This window comes from Acinetobacter sp. NBRC 100985, assembly GCF_000241225.1.
In the GTDB taxonomy this organism is placed as follows: Bacteria; Pseudomonadota; Gammaproteobacteria; order Pseudomonadales; family Moraxellaceae; genus Acinetobacter; species Acinetobacter venetianus.
On the sequence record NZ_BAEB01000013.1, the window covers coordinates 1 to 16,331 of the forward strand.

At 38.3% G+C, this 16,331-nt stretch carries 14 protein-coding genes, 2 tRNA genes and 1 pseudogene; 12 read left to right on the top strand and 5 right to left on the bottom strand.

The window, feature by feature from the left end; all coding sequences use genetic code 11:
- The first annotated feature begins 610 nt into the window (after positions 1–610).
- From glnA to ACT4_RS03615, 5 genes are all read left to right on the top strand, one after another.
- A complete protein-coding gene (gene glnA / locus ACT4_RS03595; protein WP_171054769.1) occupies positions 611–2,026 on the top strand; it encodes a type I glutamate--ammonia ligase in 1,416 nt (471 codons plus the stop codon).
- 124 nt (positions 2,027–2,150) lie between these two features.
- Complete coding sequence (locus ACT4_RS03600; RefSeq protein ID WP_007479912.1) at positions 2,151–2,642, top strand: chorismate lyase; 492 nt, start codon at positions 2,151–2,153, stop codon at positions 2,640–2,642.
- 15 nt (positions 2,643–2,657) lie between these two features.
- A complete protein-coding gene (ubiA, locus tag ACT4_RS03605; RefSeq protein WP_007479913.1) occupies positions 2,658–3,539 on the top strand; it encodes a 4-hydroxybenzoate octaprenyltransferase in 882 nt (293 codons plus the stop codon).
- Positions 3,540–3,650: 111 nt separating this feature from the next.
- Positions 3,651–5,096 (top strand): S9 family peptidase, encoded by a 1,446-nt coding sequence (locus tag ACT4_RS03610; protein WP_007479916.1) that lies wholly within the window; start codon positions 3,651–3,653, stop codon positions 5,094–5,096.
- Positions 5,097–5,204: 108 nt separating this feature from the next.
- Positions 5,205–5,414: a hypothetical protein gene (locus tag ACT4_RS03615; protein ID WP_007479918.1), complete on the top strand. Its 210-nt coding sequence runs from the start codon at positions 5,205–5,207 to the stop codon at positions 5,412–5,414.
- A gap of 9 nt (positions 5,415–5,423) precedes the next feature.
- Here the strand turns inward: ACT4_RS03615 and ACT4_RS03620 are convergent, their stop codons facing one another.
- The 3 genes from ACT4_RS03620 to ACT4_RS03630 all read right to left on the bottom strand — a co-directional run bounded on the left by ACT4_RS03620 (position 5,424) and on the right by ACT4_RS03630 (position 6,242).
- The gene (locus ACT4_RS03620) at positions 5,424–5,864 is read right to left on the bottom strand and encodes a DUF2726 domain-containing protein (RefSeq protein ID WP_034604589.1); all 441 of its coding nucleotides are present in this window, start codon (positions 5,862–5,864) and stop codon (positions 5,424–5,426) included.
- 58 nt (positions 5,865–5,922) lie between these two features.
- Positions 5,923–5,998: transfer RNA gene (locus tag ACT4_RS03625), tRNA-Asn, on the bottom strand.
- Between the two features lie 168 nt (positions 5,999–6,166).
- Positions 6,167–6,242, bottom strand: a tRNA-Asn gene (locus ACT4_RS03630).
- A 234-nt stretch (positions 6,243–6,476) separates the two neighbouring features.
- Here ACT4_RS03630 and ACT4_RS03635 point away from each other — a divergent pair.
- Complete coding sequence (locus tag ACT4_RS03635) at positions 6,477–6,902, top strand: hypothetical protein (RefSeq protein WP_004880740.1); 426 nt, start codon at positions 6,477–6,479, stop codon at positions 6,900–6,902.
- A gap of 48 nt (positions 6,903–6,950) precedes the next feature.
- On the opposite strand, the gene ACT4_RS03640 is transcribed toward ACT4_RS03635, so the two are convergent.
- The gene (locus tag ACT4_RS03640; RefSeq protein WP_007479924.1) at positions 6,951–8,183 is read right to left on the bottom strand and encodes a pyridoxal phosphate-dependent aminotransferase; all 1,233 of its coding nucleotides are present in this window, start codon (positions 8,181–8,183) and stop codon (positions 6,951–6,953) included.
- 199 nt (positions 8,184–8,382) lie between these two features.
- Between ACT4_RS03640 and ACT4_RS03645 the strand changes: the two genes are divergently transcribed.
- Entirely contained in the window at positions 8,383–8,562 is a 180-nt protein-coding gene (locus tag ACT4_RS03645; RefSeq protein WP_007479925.1) for a hypothetical protein, read from the top strand.
- A 36-nt stretch (positions 8,563–8,598) separates the two neighbouring features.
- On the opposite strand, the gene ACT4_RS03650 is transcribed toward ACT4_RS03645, so the two are convergent.
- Positions 8,599–9,393 (bottom strand): hypothetical protein, encoded by a 795-nt coding sequence (locus ACT4_RS03650; RefSeq protein ID WP_007479927.1) that lies wholly within the window; start codon positions 9,391–9,393, stop codon positions 8,599–8,601.
- 222 nt (positions 9,394–9,615) lie between these two features.
- Here ACT4_RS03650 and ACT4_RS03655 point away from each other — a divergent pair, with 222 nt between their 5' ends.
- The 5 genes and pseudogenes from ACT4_RS03655 (at position 9,616) to ACT4_RS03680 (ending at position 16,275) form a co-directional block, all read left to right on the top strand.
- A complete protein-coding gene (locus tag ACT4_RS03655) occupies positions 9,616–10,308 on the top strand; it encodes an SDR family NAD(P)-dependent oxidoreductase (protein ID WP_007479928.1) in 693 nt (230 codons plus the stop codon).
- Positions 10,309–10,393: 85 nt separating this feature from the next.
- The gene (gene uvrB / locus ACT4_RS03660) at positions 10,394–12,418 is read left to right on the top strand and encodes an excinuclease ABC subunit UvrB (RefSeq protein ID WP_007479931.1); all 2,025 of its coding nucleotides are present in this window, start codon (positions 10,394–10,396) and stop codon (positions 12,416–12,418) included.
- A gap of 120 nt (positions 12,419–12,538) precedes the next feature.
- Positions 12,539–13,123: a lipocalin family protein gene (locus tag ACT4_RS03665; RefSeq protein WP_007479933.1), complete on the top strand. Its 585-nt coding sequence runs from the start codon at positions 12,539–12,541 to the stop codon at positions 13,121–13,123.
- A gap of 104 nt (positions 13,124–13,227) precedes the next feature.
- A pseudogene (gene rarD / locus ACT4_RS03670) lies at positions 13,228–14,171 on the top strand (EamA family transporter RarD).
- Positions 14,172–14,817: 646 nt separating this feature from the next.
- Positions 14,818–16,275, top strand: coding sequence for a glyceraldehyde-3-phosphate dehydrogenase (locus ACT4_RS03680; RefSeq protein ID WP_007479940.1), 1,458 nt, complete (start codon positions 14,818–14,820; stop codon positions 16,273–16,275).
- Positions 16,276–16,331 lie beyond the last annotated feature (56 nt).

Sequence of the window (16,331 nt, forward strand, 5' to 3'; positions counted from 1 at the left end):
GATTATAACCTTTTGAAAATATACACTTTAATTGTGTTTTCGACTTTGTGGATTCACTCTAAATTCTAAAATTTGAAAAAACAAGAAATGATAGAATCATAGAGGAGAGTCATCATAACAAAAACAAAGAATCAATGTGAGTGAAATCGCAAGAATGAGTCTGAATGTTTATAAACTTTGTTCAGCAAAAAAACGATAAAAAATGAAGAATAAAGTTTTGTAATTGAAAGGCTTGATAAAATAAACACAAAGTGAATCTAAAGTCTAAATGAATTGATTGGAATCAAGCTGAAAAGAATGATATAAAAAGCCAATTTATGCTAACAAATGATGGCGTAATTGGCACTACATTGGTTCTTTATCATATGTTCTGCACTATTTTGGTTCATAATGTCTTTTTTGGGGACGCGCTAAAATAGAAATGTGTGAATATGGTGCATTTGCGAATATAAACATTATAGTGGACATAGGATATGGAGCTTAAAGCATTTTTTCTGTAAAGAATTTCAATGTTTTAGGTATGCTTTATAATTGTTGGTATGATAATTGCTAATTATATCCCAACAACTAACACGCACTTAACAAGTGCATATAAATTTCATTGGAGCAAATGAGCATGGCGAACAAGGTCCTTCAACTCATCAAAGAAAGTGGCGCAAAATGGGTCGATTTTCGCTTTACTGATACTAAGGGTAAAGAGCAACACGTAACTTACCCAGCTGACACGATTGATGAAGACACATTTGAAGACGGTAAAATGTTTGATGGTTCTTCAATCGCTGGTTGGAAAGGCATTGAAGCTTCTGACATGATCTTACGTCCAGATGCTGAAACAGGTTTTCTTGACCCGTTCTTTGCTGAGCCTACAGTTGTTGTAACTTGTGACGTAATCGAGCCATCTACTGGTCAAGGTTACGAGCGTGACCCACGTTCGATTGCTCGTCGTGCTGAAGAATATTTAAAATCTACAGGTATCGGTGATACTGCATTCTTTGGTCCAGAACCAGAATTCTTCGTATTTGACGAAGTAAAATGGGACATCGATATGTCTGGCGCTCGCCATACATTAATCGCTGAAGAAGCTGCTTGGTCTACTGGTAAAGATTACGAAGCTGGTAACTCTGGTCACCGTCCGCGTGTTAAAGGTGGTTATTTCCCAGTTCCTCCAGTTGATTCTCACCAAGATATGCGTGCTGAAATGTGTGCTCGTATCGAAGACATCATGGGCCCTGGCCGCGTAGAAGTACATCACCATGAAGTTGCTTCTTGCCAATTAGAAATTGGTGTGAGCTTCAATACAATGGTTCGTAAAGCTGACGAAGTACAACAGTTCAAATATGCTGTTTGGAACGTTGCTCACCAATACGGCAAAACTGCGACATTCATGCCTAAGCCAATGGTAGGTGATAACGGTTCAGGTATGCACGTTCACATGTCTATCTCTAAAGATGGCAAGAACTTGTTTGCTGGTGATGAATATGCTGGTTTATCTGAAATGGCATTATTCTTCATTGGTGGTGTGATCAAGCACGCGCGTGCATTAAATGCGATTACGAACCCATCTACGAACTCTTATAAGCGTTTGGTTCCTCACTATGAAGCGCCAATTATGCTTGCTTACTCAGCGCGTAACCGTTCTGCGTCAATCCGTATTCCATATGTTTCTAGCCCTAAAGGCAAGCGTATCGAAGCTCGTTTCCCAGATCCAATGATGAACCCATACTTAGGTTTTGCTGCATTGTTGATGGCTGGTCTTGATGGTATCCAGAACAAGATCCACCCAGGTGAAGCGGCTGACAAGAACTTGTACGATCTTCCTCCTGAAGAAGAAGCAAAAATCCCAACAGTTGCTCACAACTTGGAAATGGCGATTGAAGCACTTCAAGCTGATCATGAGTTCTTGTTAAAAGGTGGCGTGTTCACTAAAGAAATGCTTGAAGCATATATCGAACTTAAAACTGAAGATGTACGTCGTCTTAACACGACTACTCACCCAGTTGAATTCGACATGTACTATAGCTTGTAATACATTGTTATTCAGAAAAGCTCGCTTCGGCGAGCTTTTTTTATGTCATTAATAGATTGGAAGATTGTACATATTTACTGAAAAATTCATGTAAACTAAACGCGATGTTTTTAGTGAGCAACGCATGCGAAATTTACGACCAAACAGAATAAAGGGCAAAGAGATCCCAACTGAATTAAAAAAATGGTTGTATGCGTCAGGTTCATTAACACAGCAACTCACCGATCTGGGTGGTGGTGAGTTTCATGTAGAACGAATAAAAGAACATTATCAACGTCTAACTTTTACCGACAGCCAGTGGATGCGGATGCCTTATCAGCATATCGCATGGGTAAGAGAAACCAATCTTTATGGTAGTGAGTCCGAAGCTTGGGTAAAAGCCAAAAGTATTTTTCCGATTCTAAGTTTGCAAAAAAAAGCGCGTATATTTAAGCATATCGGGAACAAACCGATTGGGTGGTTCTTATTTCAGCGTACAGACCCTAAGTGTGAGCGACGTGTGATCTATCTTGCCGAGGGTTGGACTAGGCAAAGTTGTTATACGTGGCACGGTTGTAAATTCATTGTGCAAGAAACTTTCTTGCCTGCTTTTGAACAGTTTATTCGACAGCATTGACTCTAAGGATTCTTCATGGAAACAGTGCAACATATCTCTTGGCGGCAGCGTTTAGAAGCCTATTACTATTTATGTCGTTTTGATAAACCGATTGGTACAGAACTGGTTTTGTGGCCGACAATGTGGGCATTATGGATTGCTTCAAAGGGTATTCCTGATTTAAAAGTACTTATAATCATGATTTTAGGCTGTTTTTTTATGAGAGCGGCTGGTTGTGCGATTAATGATTTTGCTGACCGAAAAGTTGATGCACATGTTGAACGGACTAAAAATCGCCCTTTAGCAACAGGTGTGATCAAGGCAAGAGAAGCTGTATTCGTATTTTTGGGCTTAGTTATAGCAAGCGCATGCTTATTATTTTTCTTGCCGATTGAAACGTTTTATTGGTCATTTGGGGCGCTATTTTTAGCCTTTATTTATCCTTTTATGAAACGCTATACGCATCTGCCACAGGTGTTTTTAGGTGCGGCATTTTCGTGGTCAATCCCTATGGCTTATGCAGCAGTAGGGAAAACACCTGATTTGACATGTTGGTTATTATATTTTGGTAATTTAGCGTGGACTGTTGCCTACGATACTCAATATGCAATTACTGATCGTGAATACGATTTAAAAATTGGTGTGAAATCTACCGCAATTTTGTTTGGGCGTTTTGATATTCAAATTATAGGATTGCTGCAAATTGTTAGTTTAGGCTTAATAGGTACTGCGCTATATTTAGAAAATCTTTTGCTGCCATTTGGGTTAATCGCATTGGTATTCGTAGGATTAGATTTTATTTATCAAGCAATAAAGACCAAAGAGCGTGATCCGCAAATCTGTTTTTGGGCATTCCGTCACAATCGATGGGTTGGAATGATTATTTTTGCAGGAATTTTTTTAGAATTAATATCTTAATCTGACTGATTAGTTGAAAAGTGTCCTATACAAGGGCACTTTTTTTATGTATTAATAACAGTGCATGTAGTTTCATGCTTAAAAAAAAGACAAAGACTAAAAGGATATTTTATGAAACGGTCAAAAATTGCATTGGCAATGACGTTCTCAATTTCAGCACTGTTTTTATCAGCATGTAATGATAATGGAGATGACAATAAGCGCGCTGACTCTGACAAGACATATTTGTATGAAAGTAACTATGCTAAGGACAGTATAGATAATGCTTCTTCGATCAAAGTCATGACCTACAATATGACGAATGTTCAGGGGAAAACAGCGGAAGCTACGGCAATGGTGATATTTCCAAAAGCGATCCAACCGAAAGATGGCTATAGAGTTGTTATTTGGGAGCATGGAACGGTTGGGGTTGGTGATAGCTGTGCACCAAGTAATAATCTAATTAATCCTAGATTTAGAATCCTAGCAGATAGTTTGTTGGCAGCAGGTTATGTGATCGTTGCTCCAGATTATGAGGGTTTGGGTACATCTGGAGTTCACCCATATTTAAACTTGTCTAGTGAGGCGAAGTCTGCACTTGCTGCGGTTAAAGCTGCAAAAGATCATTATGGCACGCAGTTGAACGGTGAGTGGATGTCGATTGGCCAATCACAAGGTGGTCATGCATCATTGGGTACGGCAGAGTTTGCTAATGCGGATGTAAGTTATAAAGGGGCAGTAGCAGGCGCACCAGCATCAAGTTTAGGGACTATTATCCAAATTTATATTGATCCGCAATTTAATCTTGATACGAATGGTCAACCTAAACCTGTAAGTAAACTCGATGAGAGCTTGTTACAAGTGCGTTATGCAGTTGCAAATAACCTTCTTACACCTGCACAAGGTCAAGCAAAAATTGAAGAAATAGCAGATGGTTATGCTGAATTGTTAGCTTATGCTGCTTTAGCAAGTGCGGGGATCAAAGCAGAGCAACCAAACTATGATTTGAAAACAATCTTTACATCAGGTGCGGCTGATATTGCTGAGTTAGCTTATGGGCGTAATGGTGATGATGGGGCTTGTTTGAGTTATTCTGGTGAAGATGCTGCAAATGGTTTGCATGAGAAATTCAAAGCAGGGATCGTTGCTTACTTAGCAGATACAACACATCAACTGTCAGGATACGGTATTGATCTGACGAAGTTTAAAACAGATCCTGTGGTACAAGAGTTTTTAAAATCAACTCAGCCGGCAACAAATGCCACAGCTGAAAAGGTAATTAAAACCCCTGTATTGATGCTTCAGGGAGAGAAAGATCAAGCTGTACTCCCCGTGGTGACACAAAGTATGTTTGCCAACATGAAAGCGAAGGCTTTACAGTTCTTCCCACAAGCAGGTTATGAAAATGGTTATGAGTTGAAGATTGTTCCGAATGCGACTCATACTCAAGCAATCATTTGTGAAAATGCCAAAGCTGTAGATTTTATTCAAGCCAATATGTCTGCGGGTACAGGTATTGTACTAACTGATGCGCAAAAAGATGCGAGTCAAAGTCCGCACTGTACGGGATTATTTTAACCCCACAAAACTGTGATTTTAATTTTAAGCAAGGAGCCTCTTTATAGAGGCTCTTTTTTTGTTATATTGTTGCATTCTATTAAGGCTTAATTTGAGACAGAATCCTTTATGAGTCAGAACGCTGCTGAAAAGAGACGTATTCCTTGGTTGTTAATGAGTTTGGGTTTACTCATTCCAATTTTTATTGTGGGTATGGCATTTCTGGCTGCAAAGAGTGATGCTGAAACTAAGCGTAAATATGACCAGCAACATGCCGAAATTGCTAAAAAATTTGAACAGCAGAAAAATGCTGAGCAAGTTGCAGAAAATCAACCATAAAGACCAAATTCAGCGAATATCCATCTGTAGCTGTTTTACAGATGGAATTTGCGTATAACGTTGTACGAAATAACCTGCCTCTTTTAGCATTTGATCTCTCTGCTGGTCTTCTAGCTCTTTACCTATATGACTTGGGTCATCTAATTCAACAATCGCAATAACCTTCATCTCTCTATCTAACACTACGAAATCAGTCACTTTCCGATTGAACTTACTTCGTAACTTATAATGATCACTTGTTATGAGTGCGCTAAATGCAACCTGAGCCAATACATGATCATTAGGAAAAGCTTGTTGTAATCGTAGAAACATTTGTGATTCAAATGAGGTAATAACGGGTCGTGCGAAGAATTTTTGTTTTCTAAAGAAAGCGGGTAGGCAGCTATATAAAAGAAGTGCTGTACTGATACATCCAATAAGGATGAAAATAATTTGGCTGGATTGAAACATATTCTTATTGAGCTGTGAATAAAAAAACCCACTCATGAAGAGTGGGTTTTTAGAATCTTGGCTCTCCCACCTGGGCTCGAACCAGGGACCTGCGGATTAACAGTCCGTCGCTCTACCGACTGAGCTATGGGAGAATCTGGATATGCATTCTATGCATGAAGTAGAGGATGGTCAAGTCATTCATAAGAAAAAAATTAAATATTGATTTAATTGTACTTTTTATCATCATTTGTAGGTGTTTTAAAAAATAAAATAATTGGCATTAAAAAAGCCCTTATCAGTGATAAGGGCTTTTAGAATCTTGGCTCTCCCACCTGGGCTCGAACCAGGGACCTGCGGATTAACAGTCCGTCGCTCTACCGACTGAGCTATGGGAGAATCTGAATGCCATTATAGGGGGCTTTTGAAATCGGTCAAGTTAAAAGTGTCATGTTTTCTTCATTTTTATATCGTATGGTTTTTATTTGCTCAATTAGCTTGAAATTTAAAAAATAGCTTGAACTTTGGAAATGCTATTGCTAGATTCGAGTTAGAAAGCGTTTAGATATCTATCTAAGCAGTGTGGATTTAACCCTACTTGCCAGCACTAAAATGGCTAAATCGGAGGTCAAAATGACTATTCTCAGTATTCAATCTATCTTTTCAAATCTTTCTTATTATCAAGAAAATTATTTAGATATCATTCAAAATCCTACACAATATTATCAATCTGTTGAAAATGCCAATATACATTTCGCTGCTTTCAGTGACGAGCGACTGTATTTAGGTGATTTATTACAGCTTTGGTTTGGTGATAAGTGGACTGAACATCAATTACAAATTCTCGAAAAATCCCGAAATTTATTATCAAATAAAAACTTAGAGAATAGGGAAAATGCTTTATTCTTATTTGCATTTGAGAAGCAAGGACTTTTCAAACAAGCGCATGCTTATGCGTGGAATGTACTAGAGCAAAAGATTCAAAAAATAAGTTTGAATGAAAGTTTCCCCTTTTATTGTCATTACTTAAGTTTATCTCGTCCGCAGCGTCTTTCTTGATAATAAAAAAAGCCTGTCGAAACAGGCTTTTTACATCTTTATAAGGTATTAAGCTGTTTTTTCAGCTTCGATAGAGGCAATTGCAGCATCAACGCCTTCAATTGAATCGGCAGCTTTTTTGATACGCGCTAAAGCATCTACTAAAACTTCGTCAGCAGTTGCATAAGAAATGCGCATAAATCCACCTAAACCAAACGCATCACCAGGAACAACAGCAACGCCTGTTTCTTCAAGTAACCATTCAGAAAACTCTGTGCAAGATTTTAAACCTTTTGCACGAATAAGCGGACGAATGTTTGCATATGCGTAAAAAGCACCGTCAGCTGGTAAGCAAGAAATACCATTGATTTCATTTAAGCCATTTACCACTAAATCGTGACGACGTTTAAATGCTTCGATCATTGGCTGTAATACATCTTGCGGACCATTCAATGCAGCTTCAGCAGCGACTTGTGAAATTGAAGTCGGGTTTGAAGTTGATTGCGATTGGATTTTTTTCATTGCACCAATGATTTTTGCAGGACCAGCAGCATAACCGATACGCCAGCCTGTCATTGCATATGCTTTAGAGACACCATTGAGAACGATGGTACGGTCATATAAATCAGGTGCAACAGTTGCGATGTTGTAGAACTCATCTTCCCAACGAATTGGTTCATACATGTCATCAGAAGCAACAAAAACTTGTGGATGGCGACGCAAGACTTCTGCCAAAGCTTCGAGTTCAGCTTTGGTATAGATCATACCTGTTGGGTTTGACGGGCTGTTTAATACCACCAAGCGTGTGTTTGGTGTGATTGCCGCTTCTAATTGTTCTGGTGTGATTTTGAAGCGTTGCTCTTCGCCACATTTCACGATTACTGGTGTACCTTCAGCAATAATCACCATATCTGGATAGCTTACCCAGAATGGAGCAGGGATAATGACCTCGTCACCTTTATTTAACAAAGCAAGTGCTAAGTTAAAGAAACTTTGTTTACCACCACAAGAAACCAAAATTTGATTTGCTTGATAGTCTAAATTGTTATCGCGTTTGAGTTTCGCAATAATTGCTTTTTTTAAACTTGGAGTACCGTCTACAGCTGTGTATTTTGTAAAGCCATTATTAATCGCTTCAATTGCAGCATCTTTGATGTGTTGAGGGGTATCAAAGTCTGGTTCGCCTGCACCTAAACCAATCACGTTCTTACCAGCAGCTTTAAGCTCAGCAGCTTTGTTTGTTACTGCAAGTGTAGGGGACGGTTTGATAGCATTGACACGATCAGAGAGACGTACGTCCACGGCATTATTCCTTCTTATGGGATTAAAAATAAAAGCAAGCTATCTTAGCTTAAATAGACTTAAAAGTGGTCGAAACTTACCGTGTTTGAATAAAAAGTTACCAAATACACAGAGGTGTTTTTTACATTTTTTATTTTTATAAATACCGCAAAAATCTATTACAATAGCGACTAGAAATTTAGATTTCGAGAGAATTTCAATGAGTACCGAAAATCCTAAAGCGAAGAAAGCTTTGGTGAAATTACCATTCCCGATGCCATCTGCTCAAAATGATGCTGATGATGCAACGCATAATCAGGTTCGTCCAAAACCTGAACAATATGCTGATCGTACGTGGATGCCACCTCGTGGGACACGCCGTTCTATGGGTAAACGTTAATAAAAAAGCCAATCGATATGATTGGCTTTTTTATTACTAATGACGATTTAGAGGATGTTGTATTTCTAGTTCACCACGCCAAAGTTTAATAAAATCATATTCATCAATGTCATAGAGTTCCATCAAGGCAATAATCACGCTCACAAAAATCATTGCACCCTCAGAATTGCTCTGGAAATTGAAAATCTTACCATTCAATTTACCGAGAATATCCTTGATCTCATGTTCTCGACCCCGACCATAACGATCACGCGGATAAAGTTCTTCATTTAATACAACAAGAGCAATCGCTTTTTCAGCTGCAGATAATTGAGTTTGGTTTAATGCTTCTTCAAATGATTCATATCCATAATTGAAGTAAAAAATGACTTCATCATTAATAAATGCATGTACTGTTGCTGCTGTTAGGTTTGGAAATTGAGAAACGGCATCTTCTTCGATATATGGTCGGAATGATTCTGGGAAGATCACATTGCTGTGAATGCCTTTAAATAATGGGGCGATTTCTGAAACTTTATAGCCTGCAATACCGCACCCTAAAGCCGTCAAAAAGTATTTCATTTTTGGGTGATTTTTTGCGTAGATTTTAAAATCATCCACATAATGCTCAATTTGAGAGAGTGGCATTTGTTGGATATGTTCATTGAGTGTTGGAATCGCAAAACTTTGTCCAGCCCAACCACGACCGACACCTTTTACCGCAGCAAAATGCTGTGCTGCAACACGAGCCGCACCACTATCGTGTATGCCAGCAAGATTACTGCCAAATACAAAGACCGTATCTTCAGGGAGTTCCGTTACTATGGTTTCATCATGGTATTGGTAAGTCATTCGAATTCATATTTTAGGTTATCGTTCTACTCATGTTGCTATTGATTGGTACTAGGGTCAAGTAAAAAATATTTAATTGTTATGTTAATAATTTCAATTTGTTAAGCATAATTTTAGCTTGAAAAACTACTTGTATCATAGAGAATAAATATAGCTAACACGGAATTCACATCTTGTTGTTTAAGCTCAAACTTTCAAGTGGTGAATATATAGTCTACGCATATGAGTATTGTTATCGCAGGTGCTTCAGGTGGAATAGGACGAGCACTTTTTGAGTTGTTAAATAAGCAGGCTCAGAAGAAAGTATTTTGTATTAGCCGACAACGTCTAAGGGATTGTGATTTACAGGCTGACTTATCTGAATCAAGTCAAATCAAATTGATTCAGGAGTTTTTAAGTCATATTCAACCCACAGAGGTTTATTGTTGTGCTGGTGTTTTACATGAAAATAGCTATATGCCTGAAAAGAGCTTAAGCCAAATTCATGATGAATGGGTTTATAAGTCGTTATCACAAAACGTTATGACACATGTTCATCTAGCGCAAGCCTTAGCACCTATTTTGAACAAAAACTATGATTTAAAATGGCTATCATTATCAGCCAAAGTTGGAAGTATTGAAGATAATGCCTTAGGTGGGTGGTACAGTTATCGAATGACCAAAACAGCATTAAATATGTTTATTAAAAATTTAAGTATCGAATGGTCACGTAAATCATCTAACATTATTGTCGCAAGCGTTCATCCTGGAACGACTGATTCAGCATTATCCAAGCCATTTCAGCGCAATATTTCACCAGAAAAACTGTATAGCGCTGAACAAACAACAGAACGATTGATAACAATTATGCAGAATTTAACAGCACATCAAAATGGAAAGCTTTTAAATTGGGATGGGCAACTGTTACCGTATTAATTAAATGAAACTAATCTTGAAAAGTATCAATTCGCCCAAATTGATTTGTTAAACTATCGTTTAAATTTTATCAAAGAGTGTACTTGTGAGCGAAAATCAACCTTTCGATTTAGTGACAAATTACCAACCTGCGGGTGATCAACCACAGGCAATTGAAAAATTAGTCAAAGGAATTGACCAAGGTTTTCGTAATCAGTTGCTACTTGGGGTAACGGGGTCGGGGAAGACCTATACCATGGCAAACGTGATTGCTCAGACGCAGCGACCAACCATTATCATGGCGCACAATAAAACATTAGCTGCACAACTCTATGGTGAATTTAAAGCATTTTTCCCTAACAATGCGGTTGAGTACTTTGTAAGTTATTACGACTATTATCAACCTGAAGCCTATGTACCTTCTTCAGATACCTTCATCGAAAAAGACTCAGCGATCAATGATCACATTGATCAGATGCGACTTTCTGCAACGCGTGCGTTGTTAGAGCGTCGAGATGCCATTATCGTTGCATCAGTTTCGGCGATTTATGGCTTGGGTGATCCAAATGCCTATATGCAAATGCTGTTGCATATTGTACAAGGTGATCGAGTCAGTCGAGATGAGATCATTCGCCGTCTCGTTGAAATGCAATATACGCGTAATGAATTGGAATTCTTACGTGGTACATATCGTATTCGTGGTGAAATTATTGATATTTTCCCAGCAGAATCGGATAAGGATGCCATTCGGGTAGAGTTATTTGATGACGAAGTTGATTCAATTCGCTGGTTTGATCCATTGACGGGTAAATTAGTAAGGAAAGTTCCGCGTGTAACGATTTACCCGAAAAGTCATTATGTCACGCCGAAAGACCATTTGACTCGTGCGATTGATACCATTAAAGACGAACTCAAAGATCAACTTAAATTTTTTAAAGACAATGACAAATTGCTCGAAGCACAGCGTATTGAGCAACGTACCCGTTATGACTTAGAAATGATGCAGCAATTGGGTTATACCAATGGCATTGAAAACTATTCACGTCATTTATCTGGACGTTCGGCTGGTGAAGCGCCTCCAACCTTATTTGATTATATTCCTGAAGATGCGTTACTGATTATTGATGAATCGCATGTAACCGTTCCTCAAATTGGGGCGATGTACAAAGGTGACCGCTCGCGTAAAGAAAATTTGGTGAATTATGGATTCCGTTTACCAAGTGCATTGGATAACCGTCCAATGAAGTTTGAAGAGTGGGAACGTATTGTCCCAACAACCGTATTTGTCAGTGCAACACCTGCGCAATATGAGTTGGAAAAGTCAGAGCAAGTGGTAGAGCAGGTGGTTCGTCCAACGGGATTGATTGATCCTGAAATTGAAGTAAGGCCTGTACTGACCCAAGTCGATGATGTGCTATCAGAAATTAATATTCGTAAGCAATTAAATGAACGTGTTCTTGTGACGACGTTGACCAAACGTATGGCAGAAGATTTAACTTCATATCTTAAAGAATATGGGGTTAAGGTCGCTTACCTGCACTCGGATATTGATACGGTCGAGCGTGTCAAAATTATTCATGAGTTACGTACAGGTGTACATGATGTTTTGGTAGGGATTAACTTACTGCGTGAAGGTTTGGACATGCCAGAAGTATCTCTAGTTGCAATTTTGGATGCGGATAAAGAAGGTTTCTTGCGTTCTGAGCGGTCATTGATTCAAACGATTGGGCGTGCAGCGCGTAATGTGAAAGGTAAGGCAATTTTATATGCTGATCGCATTACAGACTCTATGCGTAAAGCGATGGATGAGACTGAGCGCCGCCGTAATAAACAAATTGAGTTTAATGAACTTCATGGAATTACACCACGCAGTGCAGTTCGCCAAACGATTAAAGAAATTGATACGGGCGAAGTGCTGACCGATGATGAAATCGATGAAAAAGTGCTTGAGCAAGCTCAGTCAATTAGTGCTGATGAACAACATTTGCTTTCTGATCCAAAGTTATTTGCAAAACATATTTCTAAGTTGGAAAAGGAAATGTTGAAAGCATCGAAAGAGCTACAATTTGAGCAAGCAGCGCGACTTCGTGATGAAATCGTGCGTTTAAAAGCACATATGTTGCAGTCTTAAATAAGTTGAGAAATCCTCAAAAGTGATACATATCGCAACAGTTTTTGTTTATAAATTAGGCTATGTTTCTAAGTTAAGTATATGACTATTTATAACAAATTTCTGCTTTGAGGATTTCTGATGCCCTTTATTAAAAATTTCCCGAAAGCGAGTTGGCGTTTAGCAAAAATTGCAGTGGGTGGAGCTGTTTTAACTGGATTGGCTGTAGCAACAATCTCTTATGCACAAGCCAAACCTTTACCAACCGTTGAGAAAGTCGAGTTAGATAAATATTTGGGTGTTTGGTACGAAGTTGCTCGCAAGCCGATGTATTTCGAACGTAAGTGTGCGTATAACGTTTCAGCAACGTATACCGTAAATGAAAATGGCAATATTGTTGTCGATAATAAATGCTATGACGTTGATGGAAATCTTCAGCAAAGTCTTGGTGAAGCATTTGTCGTGAATGCACCCTTTAATACTAAATTAAGCGTCAGTTTCCTACCTGAAGGTGTTCGTTGGATTCCTGTTGGGCGAGGGGATTACTGGATTTTAAAACTTGATGAAGATTATCAGACAGTATTAGTCGGAGAGCCGAAGCGAAAATATTTATGGGTGCTTTCACGAACACCAAATCCGAAAAAAGAAGTGATTCATGAATATCTAAATTATGCCAAGTCCCTTGGATATGAGATTAATGATATTATTTACCCTGAACATCGCTAGAAACAGCACTTTATTTTTAAACCATGCGCTTGCATGGTTTTTTATTTCTCATATAGTGGATTAATCAAGTTTTTCTTGAACCACTTTTCTATCTAGAGGTCAAAATGTTTAAGGGAATTGCGTATTCAGTTTTGGCTTCTGTGACCTTTGGTGTTCTTTATTTTTATACCCAATTTTTAGGTGCATTGGATAGTGAGCAAACCTTTGGTTGGCGTATCATTGCGACCTTGCCATTTTTAACTCTATTTATGTGGTTGAGTGGTGATTTGGTTCATATTAAAACTATTTTCCAAAGAGTATTAGCAAAGCCTAGTTTACTCCTCTTGTTAATACTAACCTCGGTTCTAACCTCTGCGCAATTATGGCTATTTTTATGGGGACCGATGCATGGTCGAGGATTGCAGGTTTCGCTTGGTTATTTTCTATTACCTCTTGTACTGGTGCTCGCTGGAAGTGTTTTATATGGAGAAAAACTTTCTAAGTTACAGTGTTTGGCTGTGTTACTCGCAGTGTTTGGTGTAGGACACGAAATGTGGCGTTTGGGGAGTATTGCGTGGGAAACGGCTTTGGTCGCAATAGGTTATGCAGCTTATTTTGTGATTCGAAAAAAATCAATACTGATAATTTGGGTGGATTTTGGTGGGATCTTATATTGATTTTACCTATTGCAATTTATTTGACACAAACAGGTATCACACCTTATTTGAAGTTTTTTGACCATCCAAGTTTAACCTTTATCGTCATGGGCTTAGGCGCATTAAGTGCAATTGGTTTGGGATGTTATCTTTTAGCAAGTCGATACTTACCACTGATTATTTTTGGTTTATTGGGATATTTAGAGCCAGTTTTATTAGCATTAGTGTCTTTGATGTTAGGAGAAAAAATAGGTGCAGAAGAGTGGCTTACTTATATACCGATTTGGTTAGCCGTCTTGGTTTTGGTGATCGAAGGGGCGATCCATCTGTATCAACAAAGACTACGTAAACAACATTTGGAATTGAATTTACAACAATATTCAAAACGGCTCAGTGATAATGAGCAAGATTAATATGAGTCTAGTTTTGAACTAAAGGCCTTTAAGCTTCGCATATAAGTAGTACATTAGGTTAATGGTGAGAAACATTAAAATACGTCCATATTCCTTAGGCAGACAGCCAACCTCACCGTTGCAGTTGAAAAAGGGCTCACCAATCCAAGAAATAGGAAAATAGACAATATTTGTGAGTAGCAGTCCAAATAATCCGATAAAGCCCATAGAGATTTCACAAGCAAGAGGAATGCTAATGAGTAATAACCATATTTTAAAATTCATTTTTACCTTGAGTTAGTTAAGTGTTGTAATGAGTTGAAATATAATTTTTATTATTATATTTCATTAGGTTGGTTTTATTCGATTGGTGATTTTAATTTTTGATCCTACTGTTTGTTGTAGTTATTAGGATCGTGTAAAGGATAACTATATTTATCAGTAGCTTCATCATCCGTATGAGTAAAAATCAACTCAAGCGGGTCATGAAAATGAATATTCACCAAAATTCACAAAAATAATTATAGGTATTTTATGAATTTATAGTCAATTAGTACAAAATCTTAGCTCGTTTAGCAGCTTTTGATTCAATCTTGATGATAATTCTATTACAATAATGGCGTTTTAAAAATTCACGCCCAGTATATATAAATTAGAGGACGTAACTGTGAGCAAAGAAACTATCGTTGCCCTACACGCAGAACACCAAGGTCGTTGGAAAAACCGTGAAGAAATCGCGGAACGTATGATTACATTAATTGGTCAATTGTACCGTGAGAAAAACATCGTGGTTTCTGTTTACGGTCGTTCTTTAATTAACCGTTCAGTAATCCAAATTTTAAAAACTCACCGTCGTACTCGCATGCTTGATGTTGAGCTTTCAGTTGTAAATACGTTCCCTATTTTAGAAGCGTTAATGAAAGTTGAAAACATTGGTTCAGCTGAAGTTGATATCGGCAAACTTGCTGTTGAATACAAGAACCAAGGTGGCGATGTTGATGCATTTGTTGCACAAGCTGTTGCTCCAATCCAAGGTAACTCAACTGCTGCTGAGCCTAAAGATGTTGTTCTTTACGGTTTTGGTCGTATCGGTCGTATCTTAGCGCGCTTAATCATCAGCCAATCTGGTTTGGGTCGTGGTTTAAGCCTTAAAGCAATCGTTGTGCGTAAATCATCTGATGGTGACTTAGCTAAGCGTGCTTCGTTATTACGTCGTGACTCTATTCACGGTACTTTTGACGGTACGATTTCTGTTGATGAAGAAAATGAAGCAATCATCGCAAATGGTCAATTCATTAAAGTAATTTATGCTTCTAGCCCAAGCGAAGTAGATTACACAGCATATGGTATTGATAAAGCACTTCTTATCGACAACACAGGTAAATGGCGTGATGTTGATGGTTTAACTCAGCATTTACAATGTGCTGGCGTTGCTCGCGTTGTGTTGACTGCACCTGGTAAGGGTGACATGAAGAACGTTGTATTTGGTGTGAACCAAGCTGACATCTTAGATGAAGACAAGATCATCTCTGCTGCAAGCTGTACAACAAATGCAATTACACCTGTATTAAAAGTTTTAGATGACAAATACAAAGTGTTAAATGGTCATGTTGAAACAGTTCATTCATTTACAAATGACCAGAACTTAATCGACAACTACCACAAAGCAGATCGCCGTGGTCGTGCTGCAACATTGAACATGGTTATTACTGAAACTGGTGCTGCAAAAGCAGTTGCAAAAGCATTACCAGCACTTAAAGGTAAGTTAACTGGTAACTCAGTACGTGTTCCAACACCAAACGTTTCTCTTGCAATTTTGAACTTAACTTTAGACAAAGAAGTTGATCGTGAAGAAGTGAACGAATACATTCGTCAAATTTCGATTAACTCTAAGTTACAAGGTCAAATTGGTTATACCAATTCAACAGAAGTTGTATCGAGCGACTTTATCGGTTCTCGTACAGCGGGTGTATTTGATGCACAAGCAACAATCACTTCTGGTAACCGTTTAACTGCTTATGTTTGGTACGATAACGAAGTTGGTTATAGCTGCCAAGTATTACGTATCGCTGAACAAATGTGTGGCGTAAGCTATGCGAAAGTTCCTGCTGAAACAAATGCATAATATTTGTTAGCAAAGCTATACAATAAAAGCCCAGTTTAAACTGGGCTTTTTTATTG